21 protein-coding genes and 1 pseudogene are annotated in these 25,971 nt (G+C 37.1%); 12 read left to right on the forward strand and 10 right to left on the reverse strand.

Annotated features, from left to right (window positions below; genetic code table 11):
- Positions 1 to 36 precede the first annotated feature (36 nt).
- The 4 genes from DBO93_RS00710 to DBO93_RS00730 all read left to right on the forward strand — a co-directional run bounded on the left by DBO93_RS00710 (position 37) and on the right by DBO93_RS00730 (position 3,596).
- Positions 37 to 501 (forward strand): hypothetical protein, encoded by a 465-nt coding sequence (locus DBO93_RS00710; protein WP_162533688.1) that lies wholly within the window; start codon positions 37 to 39, stop codon positions 499 to 501.
- Positions 502 to 518: 17 nt separating this feature from the next.
- Positions 519 to 1,337 carry a hypothetical protein gene (locus DBO93_RS00715; RefSeq protein ID WP_108454616.1) on the forward strand — a complete coding sequence of 273 codons (819 nt, stop codon included), beginning with the start codon at positions 519 to 521 and terminating at the stop codon, positions 1,335 to 1,337.
- Positions 1,338 to 1,444: 107 nt separating this feature from the next.
- Positions 1,445 to 1,870, forward strand: a complete 426-nt coding sequence (locus DBO93_RS00720; protein ID WP_108454617.1) for a hypothetical protein — start codon at positions 1,445 to 1,447, stop codon at positions 1,868 to 1,870.
- Between the two features lie 1,027 nt (positions 1,871 to 2,897).
- Positions 2,898 to 3,596, forward strand: coding sequence for a DUF480 domain-containing protein (locus DBO93_RS00730; RefSeq protein ID WP_108454618.1), 699 nt, complete (start codon positions 2,898 to 2,900; stop codon positions 3,594 to 3,596).
- A gap of 67 nt (positions 3,597 to 3,663) precedes the next feature.
- Here DBO93_RS00730 and DBO93_RS00735 read toward each other — a convergent pair whose 3' ends face one another.
- From DBO93_RS00735 to DBO93_RS00755, 5 genes and pseudogenes are all read right to left on the reverse strand, one after another.
- Positions 3,664 to 4,068, reverse strand: coding sequence for a hypothetical protein (locus DBO93_RS00735; RefSeq protein ID WP_108454619.1), 405 nt, complete (start codon positions 4,066 to 4,068; stop codon positions 3,664 to 3,666).
- A 32-nt stretch (positions 4,069 to 4,100) separates the two neighbouring features.
- The gene (locus tag DBO93_RS00740) at positions 4,101 to 5,093 is read right to left on the reverse strand and encodes an alpha/beta hydrolase (protein ID WP_108454620.1); all 993 of its coding nucleotides are present in this window, start codon (positions 5,091 to 5,093) and stop codon (positions 4,101 to 4,103) included.
- A 183-nt stretch (positions 5,094 to 5,276) separates the two neighbouring features.
- A pseudogene (locus DBO93_RS00745) lies at positions 5,277 to 6,355 on the reverse strand (site-2 protease family protein).
- A 90-nt stretch (positions 6,356 to 6,445) separates the two neighbouring features.
- Positions 6,446 to 7,639: an aromatic amino acid transaminase gene (locus DBO93_RS00750; protein WP_108454621.1), complete on the reverse strand. Its 1,194-nt coding sequence runs from the start codon at positions 7,637 to 7,639 to the stop codon at positions 6,446 to 6,448.
- Between the two features lie 136 nt (positions 7,640 to 7,775).
- Positions 7,776 to 9,098, reverse strand: a complete 1,323-nt coding sequence (locus DBO93_RS00755) for a DEAD/DEAH box helicase (protein WP_108454622.1) — start codon at positions 9,096 to 9,098, stop codon at positions 7,776 to 7,778.
- Positions 9,099 to 9,443: 345 nt separating this feature from the next.
- On the opposite strand from DBO93_RS00755, the gene DBO93_RS00760 reads away from it, so the two are divergent.
- Positions 9,444 to 12,743 carry a DEAD/DEAH box helicase gene (locus DBO93_RS00760; RefSeq protein ID WP_108454623.1) on the forward strand — a complete coding sequence of 1,100 codons (3,300 nt, stop codon included), beginning with the start codon at positions 9,444 to 9,446 and terminating at the stop codon, positions 12,741 to 12,743.
- A 118-nt stretch (positions 12,744 to 12,861) separates the two neighbouring features.
- Here the strand turns inward: DBO93_RS00760 and DBO93_RS00765 are convergent, their stop codons facing one another.
- A complete protein-coding gene (locus tag DBO93_RS00765; RefSeq protein WP_108454624.1) occupies positions 12,862 to 13,467 on the reverse strand; it encodes a DUF1294 domain-containing protein in 606 nt (201 codons plus the stop codon).
- Between the two features lie 232 nt (positions 13,468 to 13,699).
- On the opposite strand from DBO93_RS00765, the gene DBO93_RS00770 reads away from it, so the two are divergent.
- On the forward strand, positions 13,700 to 14,848 hold the full coding sequence (locus DBO93_RS00770; protein ID WP_108454625.1) for an MltA domain-containing protein: 1,149 nt from the start codon (positions 13,700 to 13,702) through the stop codon (positions 14,846 to 14,848).
- A gap of 28 nt (positions 14,849 to 14,876) precedes the next feature.
- Here the strand turns inward: DBO93_RS00770 and DBO93_RS00775 are convergent, their stop codons facing one another.
- The 4 genes from DBO93_RS00775 to DBO93_RS00790 form a co-directional block, all read right to left on the reverse strand.
- Positions 14,877 to 16,781: a nucleoside-diphosphate sugar epimerase/dehydratase gene (locus DBO93_RS00775; RefSeq protein WP_108454626.1), complete on the reverse strand. Its 1,905-nt coding sequence runs from the start codon at positions 16,779 to 16,781 to the stop codon at positions 14,877 to 14,879.
- Between the two features lie 137 nt (positions 16,782 to 16,918).
- Complete coding sequence (locus DBO93_RS00780; RefSeq protein ID WP_108454627.1) at positions 16,919 to 18,100, reverse strand: DegT/DnrJ/EryC1/StrS aminotransferase family protein; 1,182 nt, start codon at positions 18,098 to 18,100, stop codon at positions 16,919 to 16,921.
- A 17-nt stretch (positions 18,101 to 18,117) separates the two neighbouring features.
- Positions 18,118 to 18,756 (reverse strand): acetyltransferase, encoded by a 639-nt coding sequence (locus DBO93_RS00785; RefSeq protein WP_108454628.1) that lies wholly within the window; start codon positions 18,754 to 18,756, stop codon positions 18,118 to 18,120.
- Positions 18,753 to 19,355, reverse strand: a complete 603-nt coding sequence (locus DBO93_RS00790; RefSeq protein WP_108454629.1) for a sugar transferase — start codon at positions 19,353 to 19,355, stop codon at positions 18,753 to 18,755. Before DBO93_RS00790 ends, DBO93_RS00785 begins: the two co-directional genes overlap by 4 nt.
- Before the next feature lie 233 nt (positions 19,356 to 19,588).
- Between DBO93_RS00790 and DBO93_RS00795 the strand changes: the two genes are divergently transcribed.
- From DBO93_RS00795 to DBO93_RS00820, 6 genes are all read left to right on the forward strand, one after another.
- The gene (locus tag DBO93_RS00795; RefSeq protein ID WP_108454630.1) at positions 19,589 to 20,728 is read left to right on the forward strand and encodes a glycosyltransferase; all 1,140 of its coding nucleotides are present in this window, start codon (positions 19,589 to 19,591) and stop codon (positions 20,726 to 20,728) included.
- Entirely contained in the window at positions 20,715 to 20,927 is a 213-nt protein-coding gene (locus DBO93_RS00800; protein WP_108454631.1) for a hypothetical protein, read from the forward strand. The genes DBO93_RS00795 and DBO93_RS00800 overlap by 14 nt, the downstream gene beginning before the upstream one ends.
- A gap of 5 nt (positions 20,928 to 20,932) precedes the next feature.
- Positions 20,933 to 21,808, forward strand: a complete 876-nt coding sequence (locus DBO93_RS00805; RefSeq protein ID WP_108454632.1) for a glycosyltransferase — start codon at positions 20,933 to 20,935, stop codon at positions 21,806 to 21,808.
- Entirely contained in the window at positions 21,805 to 23,130 is a 1,326-nt protein-coding gene (locus tag DBO93_RS00810; RefSeq protein ID WP_108454633.1) for an O-antigen ligase family protein, read from the forward strand. The genes DBO93_RS00805 and DBO93_RS00810 overlap by 4 nt, the downstream gene beginning before the upstream one ends.
- The gene (locus DBO93_RS00815; RefSeq protein ID WP_108454634.1) at positions 23,131 to 24,645 is read left to right on the forward strand and encodes an oligosaccharide flippase family protein; all 1,515 of its coding nucleotides are present in this window, start codon (positions 23,131 to 23,133) and stop codon (positions 24,643 to 24,645) included.
- 87 nt (positions 24,646 to 24,732) lie between these two features.
- Entirely contained in the window at positions 24,733 to 25,842 is a 1,110-nt protein-coding gene (locus tag DBO93_RS00820) for a glycosyltransferase family 4 protein (protein ID WP_239059057.1), read from the forward strand.
- Positions 25,843 to 25,971 lie beyond the last annotated feature (129 nt).

Raw genomic sequence — 25,971 nt, forward strand, 5'->3', positions numbered from 1 at the left:
ATCTAGCTTTCGATCTTACGGGGCTTAGGGGAAGAAGTGAATAACTATTATATTTATTTTATTTTGTTTTTGATGTTTGGGTGTTCAACTAATCCTCACATAAACATGCAAGTTGAAGTAAAAAGTGAAAGTGTAGTTCAAAACAACACACAAAAGGTTAGTCAACAATACCCTAATTGGGTGCTTGATGGTTTTGATAACATTAACACCCCAATAGGTATTGCGTGTACAAAGATTAAAAGTAACAGTTATCAAGCTAACCTAGATGCTAAAGCTTATGCATTGGAAGTAGCTAGGCTAGATCTTTTCAAACAGTTAAAGAATGAACAATACATTGATGCTCAAGAGACTTTTCATGAATATAGAATGAAAAAACATTTAAAAGTCACTATTAAAAGAGTATCAAAAGGTAACTTGCCTAGAAATAAAATAATACATGAATCAGTAGTTCGGATAGATGGACGAAAAGAAATTTGTCTAGCAGTAAGCTTGCTAGCTTAATCAGCGAAGTATAAAAAATGAATAAACTTATATTACTTATTATATGTACAATTATTAGTACAACACCTTTTGCCGTAGAAACTACTAAAGAGAAAGCACAAGATCTAAGCACCAACATAGTATTAGGTGAGGGAGAATATACCTTACAAGGTCGTGAAACTATTAATGAAGCTTATTCAATTGCTGAAAACTTAGCTAAAGTAGATGCTAGCAAGAAATTAGGACAGTATTTTGAGGTCATTAACTTAACAGATTCTATCACTAAGGAGAGAAAAGAAGTTGTAACTAGTATTGCAGCATCAATATCCCAATATTCAATAAAAAGTAAGCAGGCACTTTCAAATAAAGATCAAATTATTGTAAAAGTTATCGTAGAAGCAAGCGCAAGCCGGGTTCAATTAGATCAAGCGTTAGAAAGATATATAAATAGTACAAACTATAAAAAAGAAATTTTAGAATTAAAAAAAACCACTGCGCTATTAGAGTTAGCAATAAAATCAAAAGATAAAATAATTAATCAGTTAAATTCCGCTTCAGTTAAAAATTTAGATACAACAAAATTGCAGAAAAGATTATATTTCGCAAATAAAGAGTTTTCAGATTTAACTAACATTTTTAGTGCATCAATAAAAAAAGCACATCGACTTTCTGTATTTATTGATGGTGATGAAGTGGTATCTCACGCAAAAAAATTCATGGAAGAAGTCAAAAAAGCTGATGTTGAATATATTACTCGACTTAGTTCATTTTTAGACAAGTTTAATTATGATCTTTTCGTTGATAAAAAAATCGATCCTATACGGGGAAATGTTGACGTTTTAATCTACCCGAAGTAAGGTTACCATATTGGTCACTTGCTCCTAGTTTACTACCTGAATTAGATGTAGATAGAGCATGGAGATATGCTCTTGATGATAGCGGCACTAGATTTATTGCTTTTCAATTGGATTCATCACCATGGGGTGAGGTTGCACGTAATTACAGTATAATTTACGTTGTAAATGTAAATGGCATAAAGCGAGAATTTGCGATTTTATTGCCAGTTGATACACGCTACAAGAAAGACTTCGCTACAGCAAAAACCGATAGCTTTTTTAATAGAGCGCCAACTTTTGCTTCTTCTAGGTGCACTCGTGTAACAGTGGGACAGAATGACAAACCTAATGACGATATTTTATGTTTGAACTATAAGTTTAATTCAGGTTCAATTCATTATGACACGGCTTTAGGAGCTAAAAAACTAAAAAGAAAAACTAAAAAGCCTTTGCTTTTTAATATCCCTCTTGGTGATGACATTATTGTTGATACTTACTTTGAAATAAGAGAAGTAAGTACTCAGGAATCGGTATTTACAAAAAGATTTCATTAGTGAATGTATAAAAATATTAACTATGCTACTAAGCCTATTATCAATAGGTATGACAGCGCTTAAGAAAGTGAGTGATGTAATGAAGCTAAATAATATTTTCTTTAAGATGATCAAATTACAACCAGTTTGAGCTACTAAAAGTTGTGTGCGAAGCCACCTTTAAATGTGTAATCGACAGTAGGCTTAATACTTTTAAAGCACTTTTATCAAATAAGTAATATTTTAAGAAATTTTTAGCTCTATTTTTAACGAAAATATATACTATAAAAAACATGTTCCACTAAAGTTATGCACTTAAAATCAAAGCGTTTTTATCACACATGTTACCTTGTGTACTGATATCTTTCTTTATGCTATTTTTTTGTTATTTGGCATTCATGGAGCCTGATAAGGCTCTTTCAATTCGTTATATATCTATCGGAAGTGTTACATTTTCCTTGTCGTTAATTGGTTATTGGGGATATTGTCGATATTATGGACGAAGAAACCTCATGATCCTTTTTACTCTGTAATATATACATTGTTCTTTTCATTTATCTATCTAGGCTCTGTTTTTAAGCGTTAAGCACAAGGAAATTAGTGAAGATATCATTAATAACAATCCCTTGCGTTGTTAGCATAATGGATTTTGTTATCTGGTTTATACTTAAACTATAATGTTAATGCGTTTTAAGTCTGGTGTGTGCTTAATTATTTATAGTTGTTGGCATTTCAATCGTTGTTGGTGCAAGTGTATTGACAGCACTGCGTCATGTAAATGGTGACAGAAATGGTGGCATATTTATTTTTAACTTTTTATTTTTGATTTAATTGTTTGATAAATGTAGTGTTAATTAATTTTACTATATTCAGATCCAGAACATAGAATAGTGTTTTAGTTTATTTTAATCACTGGAAAGCCATAGTTAACACTTAAGTTGAACTATGGCTTTTTTTATGACGTATCCGTTATATTCAGATAGAAAAACCTTAGGTTGCTTGGTATAACTTATTCTCAGTTTACGTTAACTCGTTATTTTCAATTAGGATGCCTTCATATGATCACATTATCCCAGAGCAATGCCGTGTTATTGGCGTAATGCTAGAGAAAGAAACCACCACACCTGAGCAATATCCACTTTCAGTCAATGCCATTACCTCCGGCTGTAATCAAAAAAGTAACCGCGAACCGGTAATGTCGCTGAGCGAAAATGATTGGCAAAATACGGTAGATGAACTGGTACAAATGAATCAGTTAATGATTGACCAAAAAGCATCAAGCCGTGTAAATAAGTATTTTCATCGCTTTTGTAATACAGAATTTGGCAACTTACAGTTTTCAGCACAACAACGGGCAATTATTTGCGTGTTATTTTTAAGGGGGCCACAAACACCTGGCGAATTAAGAACGCGAACCACACGGTTAGCTGACTTTGCCGATGTTAATGAAGTTGAATCTGCTTTGAATCAATTACAAAACCTGAATAACCAAGCACTGGTTAAAAAACTCGAACGTGAACCCGGCAAGCGAGAGTGTCGTTATGTGCATTTATTTTGTGAAATTGATGAAAGTAGTGCAAGTGAAGCCTATATTCCTCAAGTTGCTTGTGAATCCAACTCTACAACACAGGTCATGCCATCAGGCGACAACAATCAACTTGCTCAGCGAGTTACCGTGTTAGAGCAACAAGTGGTTGAATTAACCGAGCAAGTCGCTTGTTTAATGGAGCTACTTGAAGATAAGTGACATTAATTTAATCGATGGGTAATTACGGCTTTGATAATATTTCTTAAATGTTTAATGCTTTAAAATATTATTGCGAATGCACTAACCCAGTATCATCTCGCTCAAAGCCATGACAAATATAACCCACTAACTGTCGTTTTTTCTTCGATATTTTATGAAAATGCTCAAAGCCGACTGAAAAGGCAAATGGGTTGGCGTTGTAGTCGGCGTATGATTGATCTGCGCCGTTCTTGGCCTCGCGAACACCTGCGGCGAATGAGCTTAAAAAGTCGTCACGATTATTGAGCAGAATAGTGGTAGCGCCGGTATCGCTTTCAACAAGCTCTAATGCGCCTAGCTCAATATATTTGTCGACTACTGTGTTATTGAAAAAACCACTGTATTGCTCTGTTTCAATATCATAAGCAGTGGGTGAGTCATGGGTTGCTTCCATTAAAGAGACAAATAATTCACGTACTTTTTTTGAAATCACGCACTATTCCTTTTAAACTTAATTCAGCTTATTTACTTATCAATAGCTCGATGAAAAGCTTTTATGAAAACTTCATAATTTTCGAAGTGCGGCATATGCCCAAGCCCTTCTAATTCGATCAGCATAGAGCCTTTAATTCTATTTTGAGTATTAATACCTAGTTGTTTGAAATTGCCCAGTTCTCTAGTTTCACCTTTTTTTAACCAACCTCTACCCGGACCGGTTTGATCTCTGGTACCAATAATAAGGACAGTTTCAGTTTTTATTTGTGAAAACTTATCCACCATATTTTCAGAGAAGATAGGTCCATAAGTTAAGGCATTATTCCATGCAACTAGCTTCCAATCGTCACCTTCAAGCATACCCTTTAAAGGAACTAAAAGTTTTTCATATTCGTTTGACCATTGGCCATCATAATAATTTTTAATTTGATAATTTCTTGCTTTATCTAAGGTCTTAGCAAGCTCATTTTTATAGAAAAAATTAGTGTCTTTAAAGTCAGTATATTTACCATAGTCTTCTAATCCAATAGGGTTAATTAAAATCAATTTATTAACTCTAGGTGCATAATTAGCGGCGAAAGTTGTTGCTAACATTCCGCCCATTGAATGTCCTACAAGCACAATTTCTTCAACCTGCAAGCTATCCAGTAATAGCTTAGTATTTAAGGAAAATTGGCCAAAACTATATTGATAATAATCAGGTTTTGAAGATTTACCAAAACCAATTTGATCAGGGATGATAACTCGGTGATTATTTTTAAGTAGATCGTTCGCAACCTTTTCCCAGTAGTAACCTGAAAAGTTTTTCCCGTGGAGTAATACAAAGGTTTTTTGCGCTTTTTTATCACCAATGTCCATATAGCGCATTTTTAAAGGCTGATTTTGAGAATTAAAATTAAACGTTTTCACGTCAAACGGATAAGAAAATCCGTCTAATTCTTTATTATATTTAACAGGAGGGTTAGCAAATGCATATGACATTAAGGCAATAAAAGAAAATAAAACATAACAAATTTTTTTCATATCAATCTCATTTAATAAGCAGCTTAATTCATAAAGTTGCTAATAGAATACTAAGTTAAAAATATAATGTTCATGTATAAAAACAGGACTTTTAAGTCTTTATGCACGATAGCATAAGGTGGTTAATCACTAATACTTGCTGTCATTCAATATATCAGTGCTTCAAACGCAAGCTTGAGTACTTTAACTACCCAATATTTTAAGGGGCAGCGATAAGGCATCATTGCCAGTTTGACCAACTAGCCAAATAATAGCGCTTAAACCACCTACCGTAAAAACATACCACAAGGCTGATACAATTTGTGCATAGCGATTAAGTGGTAATAACTGGCTAAGGTGTCGGCGTTTATATTCAAAAAATATTTCAATACTGCCAATAGCTAGTAAAAAGCCTAGCAGGGCTAAACCAAAATAATAACTGATATAAATGCCTAGTGCTGCGCCCAATGCACAAGCAATTAAGCCCACTTTAGAGTTGATTGAAAAAGCGATGCTTTTTAGTACGTGGCCGCCATCTAATGGCAAAATAGGTAACAAGTTAAATAAATTGAGGAGGGCGTTGAATACCGCTAAACCGGCCAGTATTTCTAGATCAGTTATCCAATAGCCAATTAAGCAGGCAATAGAGAGTATTAAACCAAAGAATGGCCCCATAATCGAAATAACGATATCTTGCCAGCGGGTATTAATTTTGTCATCGCTCAGCGCTAATCCCCAACAAAGGGAATGAGGTATATGCCTTTGGTTTTTAAGCCGAAGTATTTCATCGCTTTAATATGGCCATACTCATGAAAAACTAAACAAAGAATAAGTGCGATGGCAAATTCTATAGAAAATAACCAGCTATATGCCGCTAAGCTGCCTGCTGCGAATAACACTTTTATTACTTTGGCACTTTTGAGTAATTTTAAGCCCAAGCCTGCCATACCAATAAAGCTAAATTTCATCGGCTGTTTTTCACCTGGGGTGATTTGGCGTTGTTCTATGTCTTTCTCAAGTAGGGTGTTGTCGTGCACTAGTTCGTTATTAACTAATAATTGAAATTGCAGTGCGAAAGGTTGCCATTGTAATGAACCGTTAAGTTCAACAGGTAATTCGCCTTGCTCACTTTGCAGCGTAAATTTATGTGAAAAGTTATCGCCGTCGGCATTAGCATTAATTTGAGATACGCATTGGTCGTCCCAAAACAGCTCTTGCCACCCAGCCATTGAACCTTCTAAACGGAGTTTTTTACCTAAACAGTCTATTTCTAATAATTGCACTTCATTGGCTCTATGTTTAAAGCCTTAGCCGATAATATTTATATTAATTGGGCGAGAAGGCTAGTTGAAAAATTAAGTAAACTTTATGCGTTACTTCGTTCGATGCGTAACCGCTAAAATACTTTTTACTAGATATTCGATTTTATGCTCTGGAATTGAGGCTAAATTAATACGGCCGTTGTTCAAGCCGTATATTGCATATTGATCTCGAAGTTGCTCCATTTGCTCAGGTGATGCTGGCAACATTGCAAACATGCCTTCTTGAGAGAGAATATAGTCAAAATAATTATCTCCAGATTGTTGGCAAAATGCTGCGCAAAGTTTTGTTCTTATACTTTTAATTTTAATATTTATTTGTGCCAATTCTTCAGACCAGATATTTTTTAAAGCTGGGTCTTTAATAATAGTTTTCACAATTTCAGCCCCGTTCGACGGTGGCACCCAATAAGTGGCTTTGCTCATGATGGCCAGTTGCGATTGTGCTTTGTCGGCCTCTGCTTGTGTTGGACTGAGAATATAAGCAGCGCCAACTCTATCGCTATATAAACCAAAATTTTTCGAGCAACTAACACAAAGGGCTAAGCGTTCAACCGTATTAGCAATAGTCAGTAATCCGGCTGCATCTTCATTTAAACCATCAGCAAAGCCTTGATAGGCAGTGTCGATTAAGGGTAAAAAGTTGTTTGATTTTGCTAATTGAGCAAGTTGCTGCCAATGCTGCAATGTTAATCGTAAACCTGAAGGGTTATGGCAAGAGCCATGCAGTAGCACAACGTCATTTTCACCTAGCTTTTCGAGCGTATTGAACATAGCACTTTCATCAAGTGTCATGGTTTTATAGTCAATAAAGGGGTATTCCTCATACGCCAAGCCTGCGGCTTTAATCGTAGGGATATGGTTGGCGTAAGTTGGGTCGCTTACCCAAATTTTAGCCTTAGGGTTTGCCAGCTTAATTAAATCTAAAATAGCACGTAAACCACCACTGCCACCTGCTGTTTGTACGCCACTGACGAAACCTGTAACCGCTTGGTTTGCAAATACTAGCTCTTGTAGTAATTGCACATATTCAAGATCACCCTTTGAGCCCACATAGCTTTTATTGCGTCCGGCATTGGCAAGTTGCTGGTCAACGGCTTTCACCGCTTGCATTAACAGTACGTTGTTATTGGCATCTTTATAAACACCTACGCTTAAATCTACTTTAAAGGGTCTGTCATCTTTAGATGAACGTGCCATTAGTTCAACAATTTCGTCGGCGGCAGGTTGAGCAATATTAGCGAACATGAGATCTCTTTGATTAAATTATAAAGTAAGTTAGTGATGTTAAATTTAGCTAATTATTATTGGCTTTCGGTCTGAATTATTTGAATCAATGTTGTACTCTTAGTTCATCCGCAAAAACCCAATTAATCTTTTTTAACTAATCAGATTCTGAATGACCGGCCCAGATATCAGCATTAATGGTTTTTTTCTTTTTACGTTTTTTCTTACCGCTTCCTTCTGGCGCTGCCATTGGCTTACTTTCAGCGAGCAATTGAGCTAACAGTTGGTCATTAAGCGCTTCGTCGACTTCAAAACCCTCAACTTGTTCACGCTCTAAACGAATTTTATGCTTCTTTTCGATAACGCTAAAGTGATGATAATCTTCATAATCAATCAGCGATAATGCTAAGCCTACTTCACCAGCTCGGCCACTTCGGCCAATACGATGCATGTAATCTGACGGGCTTCTGGGTAAATCAAAATTGATCACAACCGGTAGTTTTTCAATGTCTAAACCACGGGCAGCAATATCGGTGGCAATTAATACATCAATCTCACCGGTTTTAAAGGCTTCAAGTACTCGACTACGCGCGCCTTGGCCTTTATCTCCATGAAATACTTCAACAGTAATGCCACGCTTAGACAATTTTGACGCTAAGTGCTCACAACTATTTTTCGCATTGACAAAAATAAGCGCTTGTCGCCATTGATGCTGCTGAATTAGGTGTGCTAAAAGGGCGGTTTTTTCGCCTTTATTTACCGTAAACACACGTTGAACTAAAGTACTGCTATCAGCACTTTGCACTTGTATTTCAATGGGATTGTTGAGCAATTTTTGGGTTAACTCTTTTACTTGCTCTGGAAATGTCGCTGAAAAAAGTAAAGTTTGTTTTTTATTGGGTAATAACGCTAACAGCGCAGACAGTTCTTCAGTAAAACCTAAACTTAACATTCTGTCGGCTTCATCGAGTACTAGAGTGTTTACCTTATCTAGTTTAATCGCGTTACTTGAAATTAAGTCGAGGAGACGGCCCGGCGTTGCCACTAAAATATCGGTACCACCACGTAATGCCAACATTTGTGTATTGGCCGACACACCACCGAAAACCGCGACTGTTTTAATTTTTCCGTTAAAGTGCGCAGCATAAGACTTAATGCTGTCAGCCACTTGTTTTGCTAGTTCACGCGTAGGTACTAAAATGAGTCCGGTAACATAATTACCCTTGTTAGTTTGACTGTTTTTTTCAGTATTGGATGATTGTAACTGTTGTATTTGCTGCAACATTGGCAGTGCAAAGGTGGCGGTTTTTCCTGAGCCGGTATTTGCTCCTGCAATTAAATCACGTCTGGCTAATATACTAGGAATAGCTTGCGCTTGAATAGGTGTAGGTTGCAGATATTCAAGCTCAGATAAGCGAGCTAATATAGGTTCAATAAGGCCAAGTTGTGTAAAGTTGGCTGGTGTAGTCGCTGTGGTCATTAATCTCGAGGCTCAAAACAAGGGCAATAGCGTATTATTTTAGCGTATTTATGGCCTACAGAGTAAGTTAATTTCATTAAAGCCTGTTAGATAAAGTGCTTCTTGATAACATAAAATCAGAGTCTATATTGGACAAAGCATGAAATTAAATTTATTTTTAACGATATTGCTGATGCTGTACTTATGAATAAGCCGTGGTTATGGTATTATTCGAATGAAATATGAGTAATCCGTTGTTAGTTATAGTGCTTGAAAGTACTATTGCTACTTTTATCCTTTGAGAAGAGATAACGTCTTAACTTTTCAACTTACCAATAGACTTAAATGCTTAATAATTAAAACCCTATGGCAATAAATATCTTCACACCTGAACTACTTGAACGACACTTTAGTAAAAATGAATGGAAAAAAGGCACGAGAATTTTTCAGTCTCAAGGCGTAAAAACGTGTGCTCTTGACGGTGAAACTATTCGTGGTGTTGTGTCTAGTGAACGCGCAAATCAGTCAAGTTATTTAACGCGTTTAGTTTTTGAAGGAAAAAATGGTGATATTGCCAGTTTTTGTGATTGTTATATTGGACGTGATTGCAAACACGGAGCTGCACTAGCGCAGAGTTTTATTCATCAGCACTTTGACCCTAACAGCACAGCTTCGCCAGAAAAAGTGATTGAAAAGTGGCTAAATCGTTTTCAAGCTCAACCCACGAGATATCAGCCTAATAATTTGCAAAAGTCGTTATTATATTTTTTAAAACCTAATAGCTATATTGATGATGACTATTTCACTTTATCGATTAAATCTGCACGATCTAAAGTTAATGGTGGTTGGAGCCAAACGTTGAGCACCGAGCACTCGGCAAGCTCCTTAATTAATAGTGCATACGCGAATAACGATGATGTGGCGATACTTACTGAACTTATGCGCACCAATCAATTTGGCGATAATATTAAGTATTTTGATTTATTTGAACAAATTATCAAAACCAATCGCTGCTTTTGGCAAACAAGTTACAACTTAGACGAAGCTATTACCTTAGGTGCTCCTTTAGAAGCACAATGGCAATGGCAAGCGCTGGGTAACCATTTACACACGCTGAAACTGGTTTTTGATCAACCAACTACTAATATTCTTATCGTTAAAGCGCAACCGCTTTGTTATTACGACGAAGAACAAAACTGTTTTGGCAAAATTAATACCAACACCCAATGTGATTTTGAAGCTGACTTACTCAACTCTCCTATTTTTGAAGAAGATAAATTACCTTGGGTGATGAATAAGCTGTCGATGTCGTTGGGCGATGCGGTACAGCGTTTACCAAAACCTAAAACAGAGTTCTCACAAGAGTTAACTAAACCTGAGGTTTATTTACACTTTTCGACACCGTCAAAATCTAATCCAGAAACGGGTTATGTAAAAGTTAACTTTTCGTATCAAGGCAGCTTAGTTAACCCGCATGATAAAAATGTAACCGTATCGCCAGACAACATAAGTACTGGCAAGGTTAAGCTTTATAGGGATTTAGCCTTTGAGCAAAGCGTTGTTGATAAATTAACGAGTTTAAAATTTAGTGTACAACCTGAGCCAAAACGTTACACGTTTACTAACGAAGACTATTTAAATAAAAATAAAACCCCTAAGTTTTCAATGTTAATGCAAGGTCGATTTTTTTGGCAGGCGCTTGTGCATCAAGAAGTCCCTCTACTAAAAGACTTAGGTTGGCATATAAGTTTTGCGGATAATTTTTACTATAAAGCACTCTCAACGGACAGCATATTTGATGCAGAAGTTATTGAAACCGACGATCATGATTTTTTCTCCTTAGGTTTAAACTTAACCGTTGATGGTAAAAAAATGCCGGCGTTCCCTATTTTGCTCGGCGCTATTGAGCAATTGCCAAAATCTGCTTTGCTTGATAAAGAAAAAGAACAACTGATTGCCCCTGAATCACTCATTTATGTTGATTTAGACAATGGTGATTTTGTTGCTTTGCGCTATAAAAGTGTTCAGCCATTATTAAAACAGTTTATTGAATTGTTTATGCCAAATGCTTTAAACAGTGATGGTACGTTAAAGTTATCTCGTTTTCAGGGTCATCAAACATTATCGATGTTAGACGATCAAGGCATGATCGCAACAGGAACAAGTAAGTTAAGATCATTGGCCGATAAGCTCCGAGATTTTCAACAAGTCACTACCGTGCCGGTACCAAAAGGTTTAAACGCTACATTGCGTACTTACCAGCATCAAGGGCTTAACTGGTTGCAGTTTTTGCGTGAATATCAATTAAACGGTATTTTGGCTGATGACATGGGGTTAGGTAAAACCATTCAAGCTTTGGCGCATTTGTTAATTGAAAAACAGCAAGGTCGATTAACGAAGCCGGTATTAATTGTAGCGCCAACCAGTGTTATTTTTAACTGGGCTAATGAAATAGAAAAATTTACCCCGCAGCTTTCTTATCAGGTCTTGCATGGCAGTAAACGTCAACAGCACTTTAATTGTTTAGATCGCAACGACGGTGAAGAACCTGTTGATATTATTATTACCAGTTATGCGTTAATTATTAAAGATTTAGACCTTTATCGAGAACAACCATTTTATTACCTTATTCTTGATGAAGCACATTATATTAAAAATACTAAAACACAATTATATCAAGCGTTTCTGTTACTTAAAGCACAGCATAAACTGTGCTTGACGGGTACACCGATGGAAAATCATCTGGGTGAGTTTTGGGCGCAATTTAACTTTTTACTGCCGGGGTTTTTAGGTGGGCAAAGACAATTTACCAAACTCTTTAGAACGCCGATTGAAAAGCATGCTGATCACGACCGTAAGCAGTTGCTAAATCAGCGAATTAAACCATTTATATTACGCAGAACCAAAGATAAAATTGCCACTGAATTACCACCAAAAACCGAAATTATTCAAAAGCTTCGTATTGAGGGTAAACAGGCTGAGCTTTATGAGTCAGTAAGATTGGCGATGGATAGCCGCTTAAAAGATATTATTGCTGAGAAAGGGTTAAAGCGTAGTCAGATTGAAGTACTTGATGCGTTATTAAAATTAAGACAAGTGTGTAACCACCCTAAATTACTGGCACTTGAAGGCGCTAAAAAGGTAAATCAATCAGCAAAACTCGATTATTTAATGGAAACATTGCCTGAGCAAATTGATGAAGGACGTAGAATATTAATATTTTCGCAGTTCACCAGTATGCTGAGTTTAATAGAAGAAGCGTTAATAGATGCGGGTATTGGCCATGTTAAATTAACTGGCTCAACCACGAAAAGACAAGAAGTAGTTGATAAGTTTCAGCGTGGTGACGTACCGGTATTTTTAATCAGCTTGCGCGCCGGTGGCGTAGGTTTAAACCTCACCGCTGCCGATACCGTTATTCACTTTGATCCATGGTGGAACCCAGCGGTAGAAAACCAAGCGACTGATCGTGCTCATCGTATAGGTCAAAATAAACCGGTATTTGTCTATAAATATATTATTGAAAACTCAATAGAAGAAAAAATTCAACGCATACAGCAAAACAAGGCTGAGTTAGCTAAAGCATTATTGTCGGAAGAGGTTAGTGATAATAAACTGAGCTTAACAGATGATATTTTAACGTCGTTATTAGCACCATTAGAGTAACGACATTTAGAGAGCAGGTAAAAATTATTTCAGTGATATAAATCTCATGAATATTGATTTATATCACTGGCTTTATTGTCGAAAATTCACAAATTCACAAATTCACTTCGCTAAAAACTTAATTAAACATCGCTAAAAATTTAGTGCCCGTTGCTGTAAGTAACCAAATTAGCGCACCCATGTTAATGATCACGGTTAGCCAAAAAACATTTCTAAATTCACGCTTTGATGACTTATGTCGCAACAGTTGTTGAGCTAATGCTGCGCCTGGCCAACCACCAACTAATGCAAGTATGTGTAAAGTACCTTCAGATATTCGCCAAACTTTACGCTGAGCTTTTGATTTGTCGAAGGCGTAAGTTAGGAAGGTTATAACGCTTAGCGCAACATAGAACAGCATGATTTTTTGCGGTAAATAAACTAAAAACGAAGCAATTATTATTACAGCAAGGAAACTGAGTGATAAAAAAATTGAGAATAGACTGATTTTTTTTGGCTTTTTTATTTTTAATTTCTCACCTGAAAATGTTGCTTCACTAGCACAGTATCTATTGTCTGAATCTTTGGTGATTGAAAAGGTAATTACGTCTTTAATTTGTGGTTCTCTTTGTCGATTTTCAAAAGCCGACTTATGAATGAAAACATGGCTACCACCGCCATTTGGCGCAATAAAGCCATAAGCCTTATCTGCATGCCATTTAATTAACTTCCCTTTTAAACGCATTGTGTCTGTCCTTTTTCACTGCATCATCCATGATGAATTTATAACAAGTGAGCTGCGCAAGCTGATTGAATTTGTTATCAAATATCACTATCCCATAATGCAAAATAAAAGGCTATGACTGATAATTGAATTTAGTAACAAAAAATATCAAGGTGAATTTAATCCTTATTTATATGCGTCTACGCTAGCGTAGTTTTTGTGATTGTCATACCATGGGGCTAGGTTTCATTGAGTGATTTTTCTTATGCGTTTTTGTTTTTCTTTATTGTTTGTTATAGCGATATCTTTTCATACTTTTGCCCAAGCCCCAGCTGGATTTTTTAATCTTGATAAAGCGCCTAAGCTTGGAAAAATGGCAAGTTTCAAAGCCAGCGAGTTATGCGATGTAGCAGATAAAACCCAGTCTTATTTAAACCAGTTCACTGAAGATAAATTTGCTGTTCATGCGGGTAAAGTTTTTGATGAAAGCGTGACGCTTGTCAAAGTAGAGCAAACGCTTGAATTTATTTGCCAAACGTATCGAGAAGATGTGCGGGAAAAGCGCCAAAGTCGTTTACATGATCAAGAGTTTTTAACGACTCATTTTGATTTTTACCGTTGGACTCCTGATATTGCAACGGCGCGTAAAATAGCGTTAAAAAGCACGAATGCTAGAAAAAGTAGCATGTTAAATGCGATCCCTACAGACAAGATATTTTTAACCAAGTATTACACCAAATTATTGATCGCCAGTAATGTTAAAACCGCTGTGTATAATCAGGCGTTGTATTCGCTACCTTATGATGAAACAGGCTTAACGTTAGCTGAGGCGAACAATGACTTAACTATTACGCGCAATAAATTTACTCGCCAAGAAGTGATTGCTGGCGTGTTAGAAGAAAAAAAATTAGCTAAAGCATTAATTTGGCTAACTGAGGAAGCGCTACATGATGTGTTGTTGCAGGGTACCGGGGTTGTAGAAGTTAATGGTCAACGACGCTATTTTAATGTGCATCGTAATAACGGCATTGCTTACGACTATGCAATAGGGAAGCGTGACCAAGCACGTTATTGGTATTTTTCAGAAGTCCCCAGCATCATGGGTTATGGAGAAACACTTGAGAGTAAAATTGCGATCAGGCCACAAGTTTCTTTTGCCGGTAATGTTGATCAGCTTGGCTTAGGCAAATTGTTTATGGTGAGTTATAAACAAGCAGGTGAAGAAATATCGCGTTTAGGCGTACTGTCAGATCAAGGTGGTGCATTTGATAATAATTTATTTCAGCTCGACTTATTAGTCGATAGTTATTTTGGCTGGGAAGATTACCATCAAGCCAATAAAGATTTACCTGATTACGCTAGCGCATGGTTAATGTTGATGAAACCACCACAAAAATACTAGGCATGCTGCGTAAACTCAGTGAATAAATTTACGCGACATGAGTACAAACACGCAGTTGTGCTTTTTCTTTAGTTATAGTTTCAACTGTTGGCTTATAGTCGAGTGGAGCTGCGATCAGGATTTGACGAATTTTAGCTTCGTCTTCCTCACACATCGCATCTTTTAGTTGAACGATTATTTTTGCGACATCACTATGATGCAATGATCGCTCGTTGGCGGTTAAAATACGTTGATGTTCGGTTTTGCTAGCCTGATCACCAATAAGTAATTCTTCAAAAAGCTTTTCACCAGGGCGTAAACCTTTGAACTCTATTGCAATATCTCCAAGGGGATTTGCTTCATCTTTAACGGTTAAACCCATTAAATGCGTCATTTTATACGCTAGGTCGACTATTTTTACCGGCTTACCCATGTCTAATACAAAAACATCTCCGCCAGTGCCCATTGCTCCAGCTTGAATAACTAACTGTGCTGCTTCAGGAATAGTCATAAAGTAACGAATAATATCGGGGTGAGTAATTGTTATAGGACCGCCACGTTTGATCTGCTTTTTAAATAGCGGTACTACCGAACCCGATGAGCCTAATACATTGCCAAAGCGCACCATAATAAAGCGCGTGTTATGGTCTTTTTTAGCAAAACCTTGCAGAACTAACTCTGCTAGGCGTTTAGTTGCTCCCATGACATTGGTGGGTCTTACCGCTTTGTCAGTAGAAATAAGTACGAAGGTTTCTACTTCGCAATAAATGGCTGCTTGGGCTATTTCGTAAGTTCCTAAAACGTTATTAGTTACACCCGCAATAACATTGTTCTCAACCATAGGTACATGCTTGTATGCAGCGGCATGGTAAATAGTTTGTACTTTGTACTTATTAAAAATATGGCTCATTAGCATGCCGTTTTGCACGTTGCCTATTAATGGCTCAACATGCAGGGAATTTTGTTTTTCGGCTAATGTTTCACTTAATTCTTGATGGATTTCGTACAATAAGGCTTCGCTAACATCTAACAGTATCAGTGCTTTAGGCTTATTTAGTACTATTTGCCTACACAGTTCTTTACCAATTGAACCACCCGCGCCAGAAACCATAACGACTTTGTCGGTAATATTTGCGCTCAGTAATTTAGCAATAGGTTTTACCGGTTTACGACCGAGTAATTCATCAACTGAAACTTCTCTTAGTTCATCGATATTACGTTTACCTGATACGATATCTGACATGTCAGGCACAATTAATAGCTCGAGTGCATATGGCTCTAAGTGAGCGACTATTTGTTTCAAGCGAGCGGGATCAACGGTGGGTATTGCAATTAATACTTTGAACTGACCATGCTTTTTAATCAGCTTTGCTATATTTTGATGAGAATGAATTTTTAGCCCTAACACTCTGCGGCCCACATAGCGTTTTTTTTCATCTAAAAATGCTAATGGCTGATATTTATTACCTTGAGATAATGCATGCACCAGTTGTCTGCCAGCACTGCTCGCGCCATAAATAACGACACCTTCACGTTCATCAAATAGATGTTTTCTAGAAATTAAACTGACTAAAGCTCTCGCTCCAGCAATTTGTATGCTTGCAAGTACAAAAAAAACAATAGGGACTGATCGTGGGATAAAGGTGTCGAATACAAAGTCACTTAAATAGAAAATAGCACAGGCAATAATTAATAATATTTGAACTTTAAGAAAGGCTTTTGCATTAAAAAACCGTACAAAAGAGCTGTACACATCGAAGGTATAAAATAGCGCAAGTGTTGATGTTGCCACCGCAATAAATGCAATGTTTTCATTGCGGGAGAAATCAATATTTTCGATGCCTAATCGAATGATATAAGCAAAATAAAATGCTACTGCCAATGAAAATAAATCGTATATTAATGCCAATAACAACTTAATTGAACTTGGAATTAAGTCAATTCGTCTAACCATGAAAATGTACCCTACAACACGCCGTTTTTAATGCAAACTGCATCAACGATCTTTGGTAGGTATTCTTGCAACATATAGTTACATTGTCATTACTTAATTTAACAAATGATGTAAATACTAACTATCGAGACAGCGCCCTATGTATTGTTATCAATATTATCAAGTGCTTGGGTCAGAGCTTGGCAAACGTTATTCATTTCGATATTGGTCAATGTTGGATGAACTAGAAACATTAAACTTGATTCGCCGAGGAGTTGTGCATGTTTTAACGACACTTTAGGTTGTAAATCGGTGTTATCGAATGCTTTTTCTTTATAAACTTCTGAACAGCTACCTGAATAACAAGGCACATTGAACTCGTTAATAGTGGTGATGATGTTGTCACGAGAACTACCCTTAGGTAACTTGTTTTTATCAACAAATACATAACATTTGTAATAAGCATGTACGATATTGTCGGGTACTCTCGGTACAATTAACCAAGGGTATTGTCGACATACTTGAAATATTTTTTCAGCATTGTCATTACGTAGCTTAGTCCAAGTGGGCATACGTGTAAGCTGAATGCGGCCAATAGCTGATTGCATTTCAGTGAGTCGCCAGTTGGTGCCAAAACTTTCATGTAACCAACGATAACCAGGAGGGTGCTGTTTTTCATAAACGGCGGCATAAGACTTTCCGTGATCTTTAAAAGCCCATGCTTTGCGCCAGAGTTCTTCGTCATTGGTGGTGATCATGCCTCCTTCTCCACCTGTGGTCATTATTTTATCTTGGCAAAATGACCAAGCACCGATATGCCCGATGCTACCAACGGACTTACCTTTATATTTTGTGCCATGTGCTTGTGCACAATCTTCTATAACATAAAGACTATTTTGCTTTGAAAGTGCCATTATATCGTCCATTTCACAAGGCCAACCGGCTAAGTGAACACAAATAATAGCTTTGGTTTTTTGAGTGACTACCGCTTTGATTGTGGCTGCACTGATATTTTGGCTATCAAGTTCTACATCGGCAAAAATGGGTGTGGCACCCGCGTTGATAATGCTACTGATTGAAGCGATAAAAGTTCTTGAAGTCACAATAACTTCATCACCTTTACTAACGCCTAATGCATGTAAAGCTAAGTCTAATGCTAAGGTGCCATTGGCGACGGCAACGGCATATTTACTATCTGTGTATGCAGCGAATTCTTTTTCAAATTTTCGCCCTTGTTCGCCAGTCCAGTAGTTCACTTTATTTGATCGTAATACTTGGCTAACAGCTGCAATTTCTTCTTCGCTAAAGCTAGGCCATGGAGATAGTTGGGTATTGAGCACGGGTGATCCTATAAAATTTAAATAAGTGAACGAACAGCGAGGGCAGGAACCCCGACATAAAGTTGATTACTTTGGGTAGACTTGGTTAGCACCGCCCCTGCGCCAGATTGGGTGTTTTCAGCAATCGTAATATACTCGACAACACAACTTCCAATTCCTAACCAAGAGCCTTTGCCAACATTAACCCCACCAGCGATATTAACCCCTGGAGAAATATGGCAACAAGCTTGAATATGGCAATCATGATCGATAGTAGCGGCGGTATTAATAATACAACCTTCGTCGATATGAGCACCAATATTTACCACGGCATTGGCAAAAACAACCACGCCTTGTCCGATAGTACTGTGTTGACTAACAAAGGCCGTAGGATGAATTAATGTTGCTATGCAACAATGCTTAACAGACAGCTGTTGTAATAAACTTGCGCGCATTGTGTTATTGCCAATAGCAACGATAAAATCAGCGTTTTCGCTATAATTAGGCCAACTCGCTATCGGCCCAGATACTTGCCATGGGCTTTTATCGTCAAGTTTTTCTAAACAGTCGTCGAGAAATATAAGGTCATTATAGTGACCGATACTTAAAGCGCAGTCGGCAACAACAAGGCCATGGCCACCAGCACCAATAATGACTAAGGTTTTATTTTTTTTCATAATTGGCCTGTAAACTTACTCATTGTCACTTCCCCTTCGGCGCTAATGTCCGCTTGTGAAAATACTTTTTTAACGGTGAGGAATATAATTTTAATATCTAACCATAAAGATTGATTTTCGACATACCAAATATCGAGCTCGAACTTTTCTTGCCAACTGATAGCATTGCGGCCGTTGACCTGCGCCCAACCTGTAATGCCGGGTTTCACGTCATGCCTTCTGGCTTGTTTTGTGGAATATAAGGGCAAGTATTCAACTAATAAGGGTCTTGGTCCAACTAGGCTCATATCGCCTTTTAATACTGACCAAAGTCCAGGCAGTTCATCGAGACTAGAATTTCTTAGTTTTATGCCAAAAGGCGTTAAACGCTCTTCGTCAGGTAAAACATGACCGTTTTTGTCTTGCGCATCGCGCATGGAACGGAACTTTTTCATGATAAATATCTGGCCATTCAACCCTGGCCTTTGTTGACTGAATAGCACAGGTTTACCCAAGTTTTTAGCGACTTTGCGAGCAACAATGAAATATAGGGGTGAGAGTAGAATTAGCGTTATTGAGCTCGCTAATATATCGATAGTTTGTTTGATTATTTTATACATAATAAGTAGTCAGCACTCAGGAAATTGAAAGCTGCAATGTTCCGTTTTTGCTTTTTGACTTTATTTTCCAATATAACAGGAGTAAATTGAACAGTACAATAATAACAAATTGATTTTCATATCTAAGTCTCCTTATGCACGCTGTTGTTCGTTTATATCATTTATTACGTTGCTGCTCACCTCATGTTAGTTTTATCTCCAGCCAAGTTCGTTTATAAAGGCTGAATAATATTATGTTGAATAAAACTGCGCAAAAGCGTGTTTTGCATGTTTTTATGAATTTAAATCTTGGCGGAGCAGAAAGCCGCATTATGGATTTATTTCGTAGCCAAGATGCCGATGTATTGTTGAATGACTTTGTTATTATGACTGATGAGCATTGTTACTTTGCTGATGAAGTTATTGCCAAAGGAGGCACCATTCATGTTATTGATAGCCCGCGCGATGGTATCGTAAAAAATCTTTGGCAATTGTATCAATTATTAAAAACTCAACCTCAGTACACCGCGCTGCATGCTCATACCTCTTACTATTCTGGCTTGTGTGTTTTTATTGCTTTTTTGGCAGGTATTTCAGCGAGGGTAACCCATGCTCGAAATACTAGCACCGGCGCGAATAACTTATCCTCTAGGGTTATGTTGTCAGTAGGACGTTTATTAAGTGCTATGTTTGCCACCACTCGTTTTGCTATTTCTGCTGATGCAGGATTTTTTCTGTACGGTAAAAATCCCAAAAAAGCGCAGTTTTATGTTGTACCCAATGCTTTTGATTTTCGTAAAATAAGACATAAACACGATAGTGGCACAGAAGAAAAGGTGCAATTTGGACTTGATCCAAACCTGCTTAATATTGTTTGTGTTGGACGTTTTTATGCAGTAAAAAATCATGATTTTTTGTTAGTTATGATCAGTGAATTAGTGCAAGAGCGGCAGGATATTTGTTTGCACTTAATTGGTGATGGCGAGTTACTTGAAAGCTTGCAAGCAAGCGTTATAGGTTTGAAAATTGAAAAACACGTTAGGTTTTGGGGTAAAAGAGCCGATGTTGCACAATTATTGTCTCTATTTGATGTTATGGTGATGACCTCAAAAAGTGAAGGACTTGGCGTAGCAGCGCTTGAAGCACAAGCCGCGGGATTACCTTGTGTATTATCGGCGGCTATTCCTCAAGAAGCGGATATTGGTTTGGGGCTATGTCGATATGTTGATTTGAGTGAGCCGCTTACACAATGGTCTAAAGCTATTCAAGCACAAGCCTTATTATCTCCGGTCAGTAAAGCTGTTATCGACCAACAATTTGATCATCGTGGCTACAGTTTGTCAGCCACGCGTCAGCGTTATTTGGATGCATATTTACGCCATGAAAAAAATTAGAATATTGCAGGTTATTCCTGCCTTAACCTTAGGTGGAATATCGTCTGTGGTGATGAATTGGTTTCGCCACTTAGATGCTAATAAATACCAATTTGATTTTATCACTTTTAATGATGGCCCATTAAAAGAAGAAATCTTAGCGCTTGGGGGAATATTCATATTATTCCTACCATTAAGCAAAAGCCTTTTCAGCATTTAAAAGCGGTGAACCAAATCCTGTCAGATACACAAAGTTATGATGTTGTGCATGTGCATAATAGCTTTAAAAATGGCGTACTACTTTGGCTTGCTAAGCAAAAGGGTGTAAAAGTACGGGTTTGTCATTCTCATACTAGTGGTGTTGAAAATAAGTTTTTGTTGCCATTTATGGTACTTTTTAAAGCCTTAGTTACTCGTGCAAGTAATGTACATTTAGCGTGTGGTAAACAAGCTGGGGAGTTTTTATATGGTAACAAACCCTTTACAGTGATTAACAATGCAATTTCTGTACAACGTTATTTAGCACAAGCTAGCGATCATCAAGCAATAAAAAAACAGTTTTCATTACCGAACAATAAAAAACTGGTGCTACATGTTGGGCGTTTTTCAATTGTTAAAAATCATCAATTTTTATTACAACTAGCGCAAGATAAAAACCTCGATCCATCGGTACATTTTGTTTGTGTAGGTGAGGGACCATTAAAAGTAGATTTTTTGGAAAAAATACAGCAAAGAAACTTACAATCTCGTTTTACTTTATTACCTGCAACACCTGAAATACCGAGTCTATTACAAGTTTCCGATGGTTTTATTATGCCGTCATTATTCGAAGGTATTTCGGTGGCATTATTAGAAGCTCAGGCTGCTGCTTTACCGTGTTTAATTTCCAATACCATCGTGAAAGCGTCTGATATGGGGCTCGAATTAATTTCATTTAACTCACTTGATGATCTTTCTCCTTGGCTTACGCAGTTAAATAAATTGCCTTCTGTTGACTTACCTCCTGAAAAAATTACTGATGCTTTTTTTGTTAGAGGCTTCTCTACTGAAAGTGTACTCGCGCAGTTAACCAATATTTACAACGCGCGTGCCCTTGAATGATAGTTCATAAATTAGCACGATTACTGAATGTTGAAATTGTGCTATGTGGCTTATTGGTCGCATTGTATGGCATTACGAATAGTGCGCCATTGTTATTATGTGTTGTTGTGATTGGTGTTGCCTGTGCTTTTTTATTGCCGTTTGGGCGTAGTATTCAACTTGCCTTTTTTTTACTGCCTTGTACTGAGGTCTTTACCCAATCACCTTATATTTCAATTTCGTTACTTACGTGTATTTTTTTGGCGATGTTCGGTCGATATTTGCTGACTCATGTTGCTCAAACTCAGTATTCACAGCCTGGTTTGTTATTGATGTTGTTGGTACTCGTTTACGAGTTTATGCATATTTTATATAACCCCGCAATGGCATCTTTTGTTACGTTGCGTTGGTCAGTTTTCTTTATTTTTACGTCTTTGCTATTGTTCGATAAAAATAAGTATTGCTCATTTTCACAATTACGTTTTGCATTATTATGTGGTGTTATAACATCAACTTTTTTTGGTTTAATGCAGCAGTATTTTGTGCCTTTAGGTGCACAGTCATTAAGTACTATTTCCCGTTTTTCAGGTGGGGCGGGTGATCCTAACAACTTTGGATTGTTCTGTTTATTGCTGATTTATTTCTATTTACCTATAGTGCCTCGAGCAAATATACCTAGATCTACCTTTGTCATTATTTTTCTAATGCTAGCATTTGGCGCACTGACTGTATCTCGCAGTTTTTTTATTGTAGCGACGTTAAGTTTACTGACCTATTTTATTTTTTATTTTCGTTCAGCGATCGGCGATATGTTTGTTCGCCTGCTTTTGTTATTAAATTGTTTGTTGATTTTGTTTTGTTTGTATTGGATAAGCGGAGCATCGTTTATCGGAGACTTAGATATATTTGTTAGGTTCAGTGGTAATAATTTATCCGACTTAACAGGTTCTCGTAGTGATATATTGCAAGCTTACCTGCAACTATTTTTTGATTTACCTTATAACTTTGTGTTGTTTGGTGCCGGTATTAATGGTTACTTAACATATTATAATCATTACTTTTTACAGGCCGGTTTATTTGATGAAGTCGTTGGGCCGCACAACACCTTGCTTGAAATAATAATAAGTTTTGGTGTAATAGGTTTCACTTTGTTTGCGACTTATATCTACTTCGGCTTTAGGGCGGAAAGAAACCGTGTAGCCAGTAACCATATTTTTCGTTTAGCTTGGCTGCCTATTCTAGTATTTTTGTTGTACTGCTTTAGCCTGCAAAATTTAGGAAAATATAGTAGCTACTTTATTTTAATGTTGATCGTTTACAACACATACAGAAAAGAATCTTAAATGACAAACTTGAGCCGTGAAAGGCGTAATGGCATTTTATTAAGTTATGGTTCAATAGCCATTCGAAATGTCGCTGCTTTGCTTTTAATCCCCTTTATTATAAATCACTTAGGAGTGAGTGATTATGGTATTTACAGCTTAGTTTCCGCGTTAGCAGGCTACTTAATTGTCTTAGAGTTTGGTTTAGCAAATACCACTATTCGCTTTTTGTCTGTATATCAAGCTAATAACGAAAAAGCTAAAGAGTCAGAATTTATCAGCAGTATTGTTGTTATATATGGTGCCTTGGCATTATGTGTTGTCGCTATTGGTTTGATTATTTGGTTTAAATTGCCAGCGATATTTCAGCAGTCAATGACTTTAGCTGAAATTCAATTATTGCAGTCGGCATTTTTAGTGTTGTTGATTAATGTCGTGATTACCTTAATGAGTAATTCACTGACGGGTATTATCAGTACCTATCAACGCTTTCGCTTTCAAAAAAGCACTGAAATATTGGTATTTGTTGCGCGCTGTATAATTGTTGTTGGCTGTTTAGAAGCCGGCTTTGGTGTGTTGGCAATCGTTGTTATAGATACTGTAACCAACTTACTCCATAGCCTCATTCGTTTTTTGTATATCAAACGCAATATTGATATTGAATTTAAGGCAAAACTACCTGACCAAGCCACCTTGAAAGAGATATTTGTTTATTCATCTTTTATTGCGCTTAATGTCATTGTTAACCAAATTAATTGGCGCGTAGACAACTTGATTATTGGTACGCTTACGAACAGTAAAACTTTGGGAATCTTTAATATAGGAAGCCAATTGCTTTTCAGCTTTATTGCTTTTGCTAGCGCTATTTCTAATATATTTACGCCAAAAATAGTGCAAATGGTTAAACAAGAAGTATCGAAAACTGTGCTAATGGCGCAACTTTGTATTATCGGTCGCTATCAAATGATAGTGCTAGGCTATGTTTTTGTAGTTTTTGCTGCTTTTGGTGAGTTATTTATTCAATTATTTGTTGGCGCTGAGTTTTCACAAGCCTATTGGGTTGCGTTAATTTCAATGGTGCCGCTGATGTTTGTGCTAGCTCAAACATCTACTAACGCGGTATTACAAGGGCTTAATAAACATAAGGTTCGTAGTTTGTTATTACTGGTAACTGCAATGGCGAATATTATTATCTCGATTATATTGGTGAAAAAAATAGGTATGGTTGGTGCGTCATGGGGAACAGCATTCGCCCTATTTGTAGGAGAGCTATTAATGGTGAATATTTATTTATACCGCGTTATTGGGCTAAACATGTGGCATTTATATCGAGAGTTTTTACGCTATTCTATACCCGCAATATTACTGACCTTAATGACAGCATTCTTGGTCTCAGATTATGTATCAGCTAGTTGGTTTGGGCTGTTTATCGCTTGTGGTTTGACCGGCTTTATTTATGCGGGATTTAGTTATTTTATTAGCTTAGTCCCAAGTGAACGCCAAAAATTAAATCGTTTTGTTTTTAGAACGTCATAAGCAAAGTGTTTCAGCTGTTGACCCTGGTAAAATGCTAATACCAGCTGGCGTAGACTTTTATCCGTTGAACTCCCCTAAGGTAGTATTTTGAAAATAGTAATTATTGGCGCGTATCCCAATTCAATCATCGGATTTCGTGGACCTTTGATCCGTAAATTTGTTAACGCAGGGCATCAGGTTACGGTGATGACTGCACAGGCTTCGATAGATGTAATCGCCGAAATTACAGCGCTTGGAGCTACTTTTCAACCTTATTCAGTTGAGCGCAATGGCGTAAACCCGATTGCTGACCTGAAAACGCTCTTCGAGATTAAAAAAGCCTTAAAAACTTTACAGCCAGATCATGTGCTTGCTTATACTATAAAACCGATTATTTGGGGAGGGATTGCGGCTCGTTTAATCGGCTTAAAAAACTTTAACGCTATGATCACAGGTCTTGGCTACGCTTTTGAAAGTGGTGGTTTTGCTCGTAATGCCGTTAACGTTATTGTTAAACGCTTATATAAATACTCATTAGCGAATGCAAAAAGTATTATTTTTCAAAACCTAGATAATCGACAACTATTTGTTGAATTAGAATTAGCGGATGAAAAAAAGTGCCATCGTGTATTTGGCTCTGGTGTTGATATTACGGCGTATCAGCAGCAACCTTTCCCTGAGCAAGAAACTACTTTTTTACTGATTGCGCGTTTGTTAGGTGATAAAGGCATAAGAGAATTTGCTGGCGCAGCTGAAATAGTTAAAAAAAGTTACCCTAACGTTAAGTTTCAAGTGTTAGGCCCTTACGATAGTTCGCCAGATAAAATCAGCGCTAGCGAAGTCGCTCAGTGGCAAGCCCAAGGAAATATAGATTACTTAGGAGAAACAGATAACGTTAAACCTTATATAAAAGCCTGCCATATATACACATTACCTTCTTATCATGAAGGTTTACCCAGAACGGTATTAGAAGCGATGAGTATAGGACGACCCATATTGACTACCGATGCTGTTGGTTGTAGAGATACAGTAGTTAATGGCGAAAATGGCTGGTTAGTGGCAACCCGAAATGTAGATGAATTGGCCAAGCGAATGATTTGGTTTATAGAAAACCCGCAACAATGGCATCGAATGGCGAATGCTAGTCGTGCAATGGTTGAAGATAAATTTAATGTAACGCAGGTAAACGAAGCCATTAGCCATATTATGGGACTTTAAAATACAGAACGACTACCGCACTTATTGAAATTATATATATCAAAAAATATAACAATAAATAATACAAATGATATTGATTCCTATTTAGTTTCGTGATTAAATGCGGGCAATTAAAATAATTGTCTCTTT

This window comes from Colwellia sp. Arc7-D (assembly GCF_003061515.1).
GTDB lineage: Bacteria > Pseudomonadota > Gammaproteobacteria > Enterobacterales > Alteromonadaceae > Cognaticolwellia.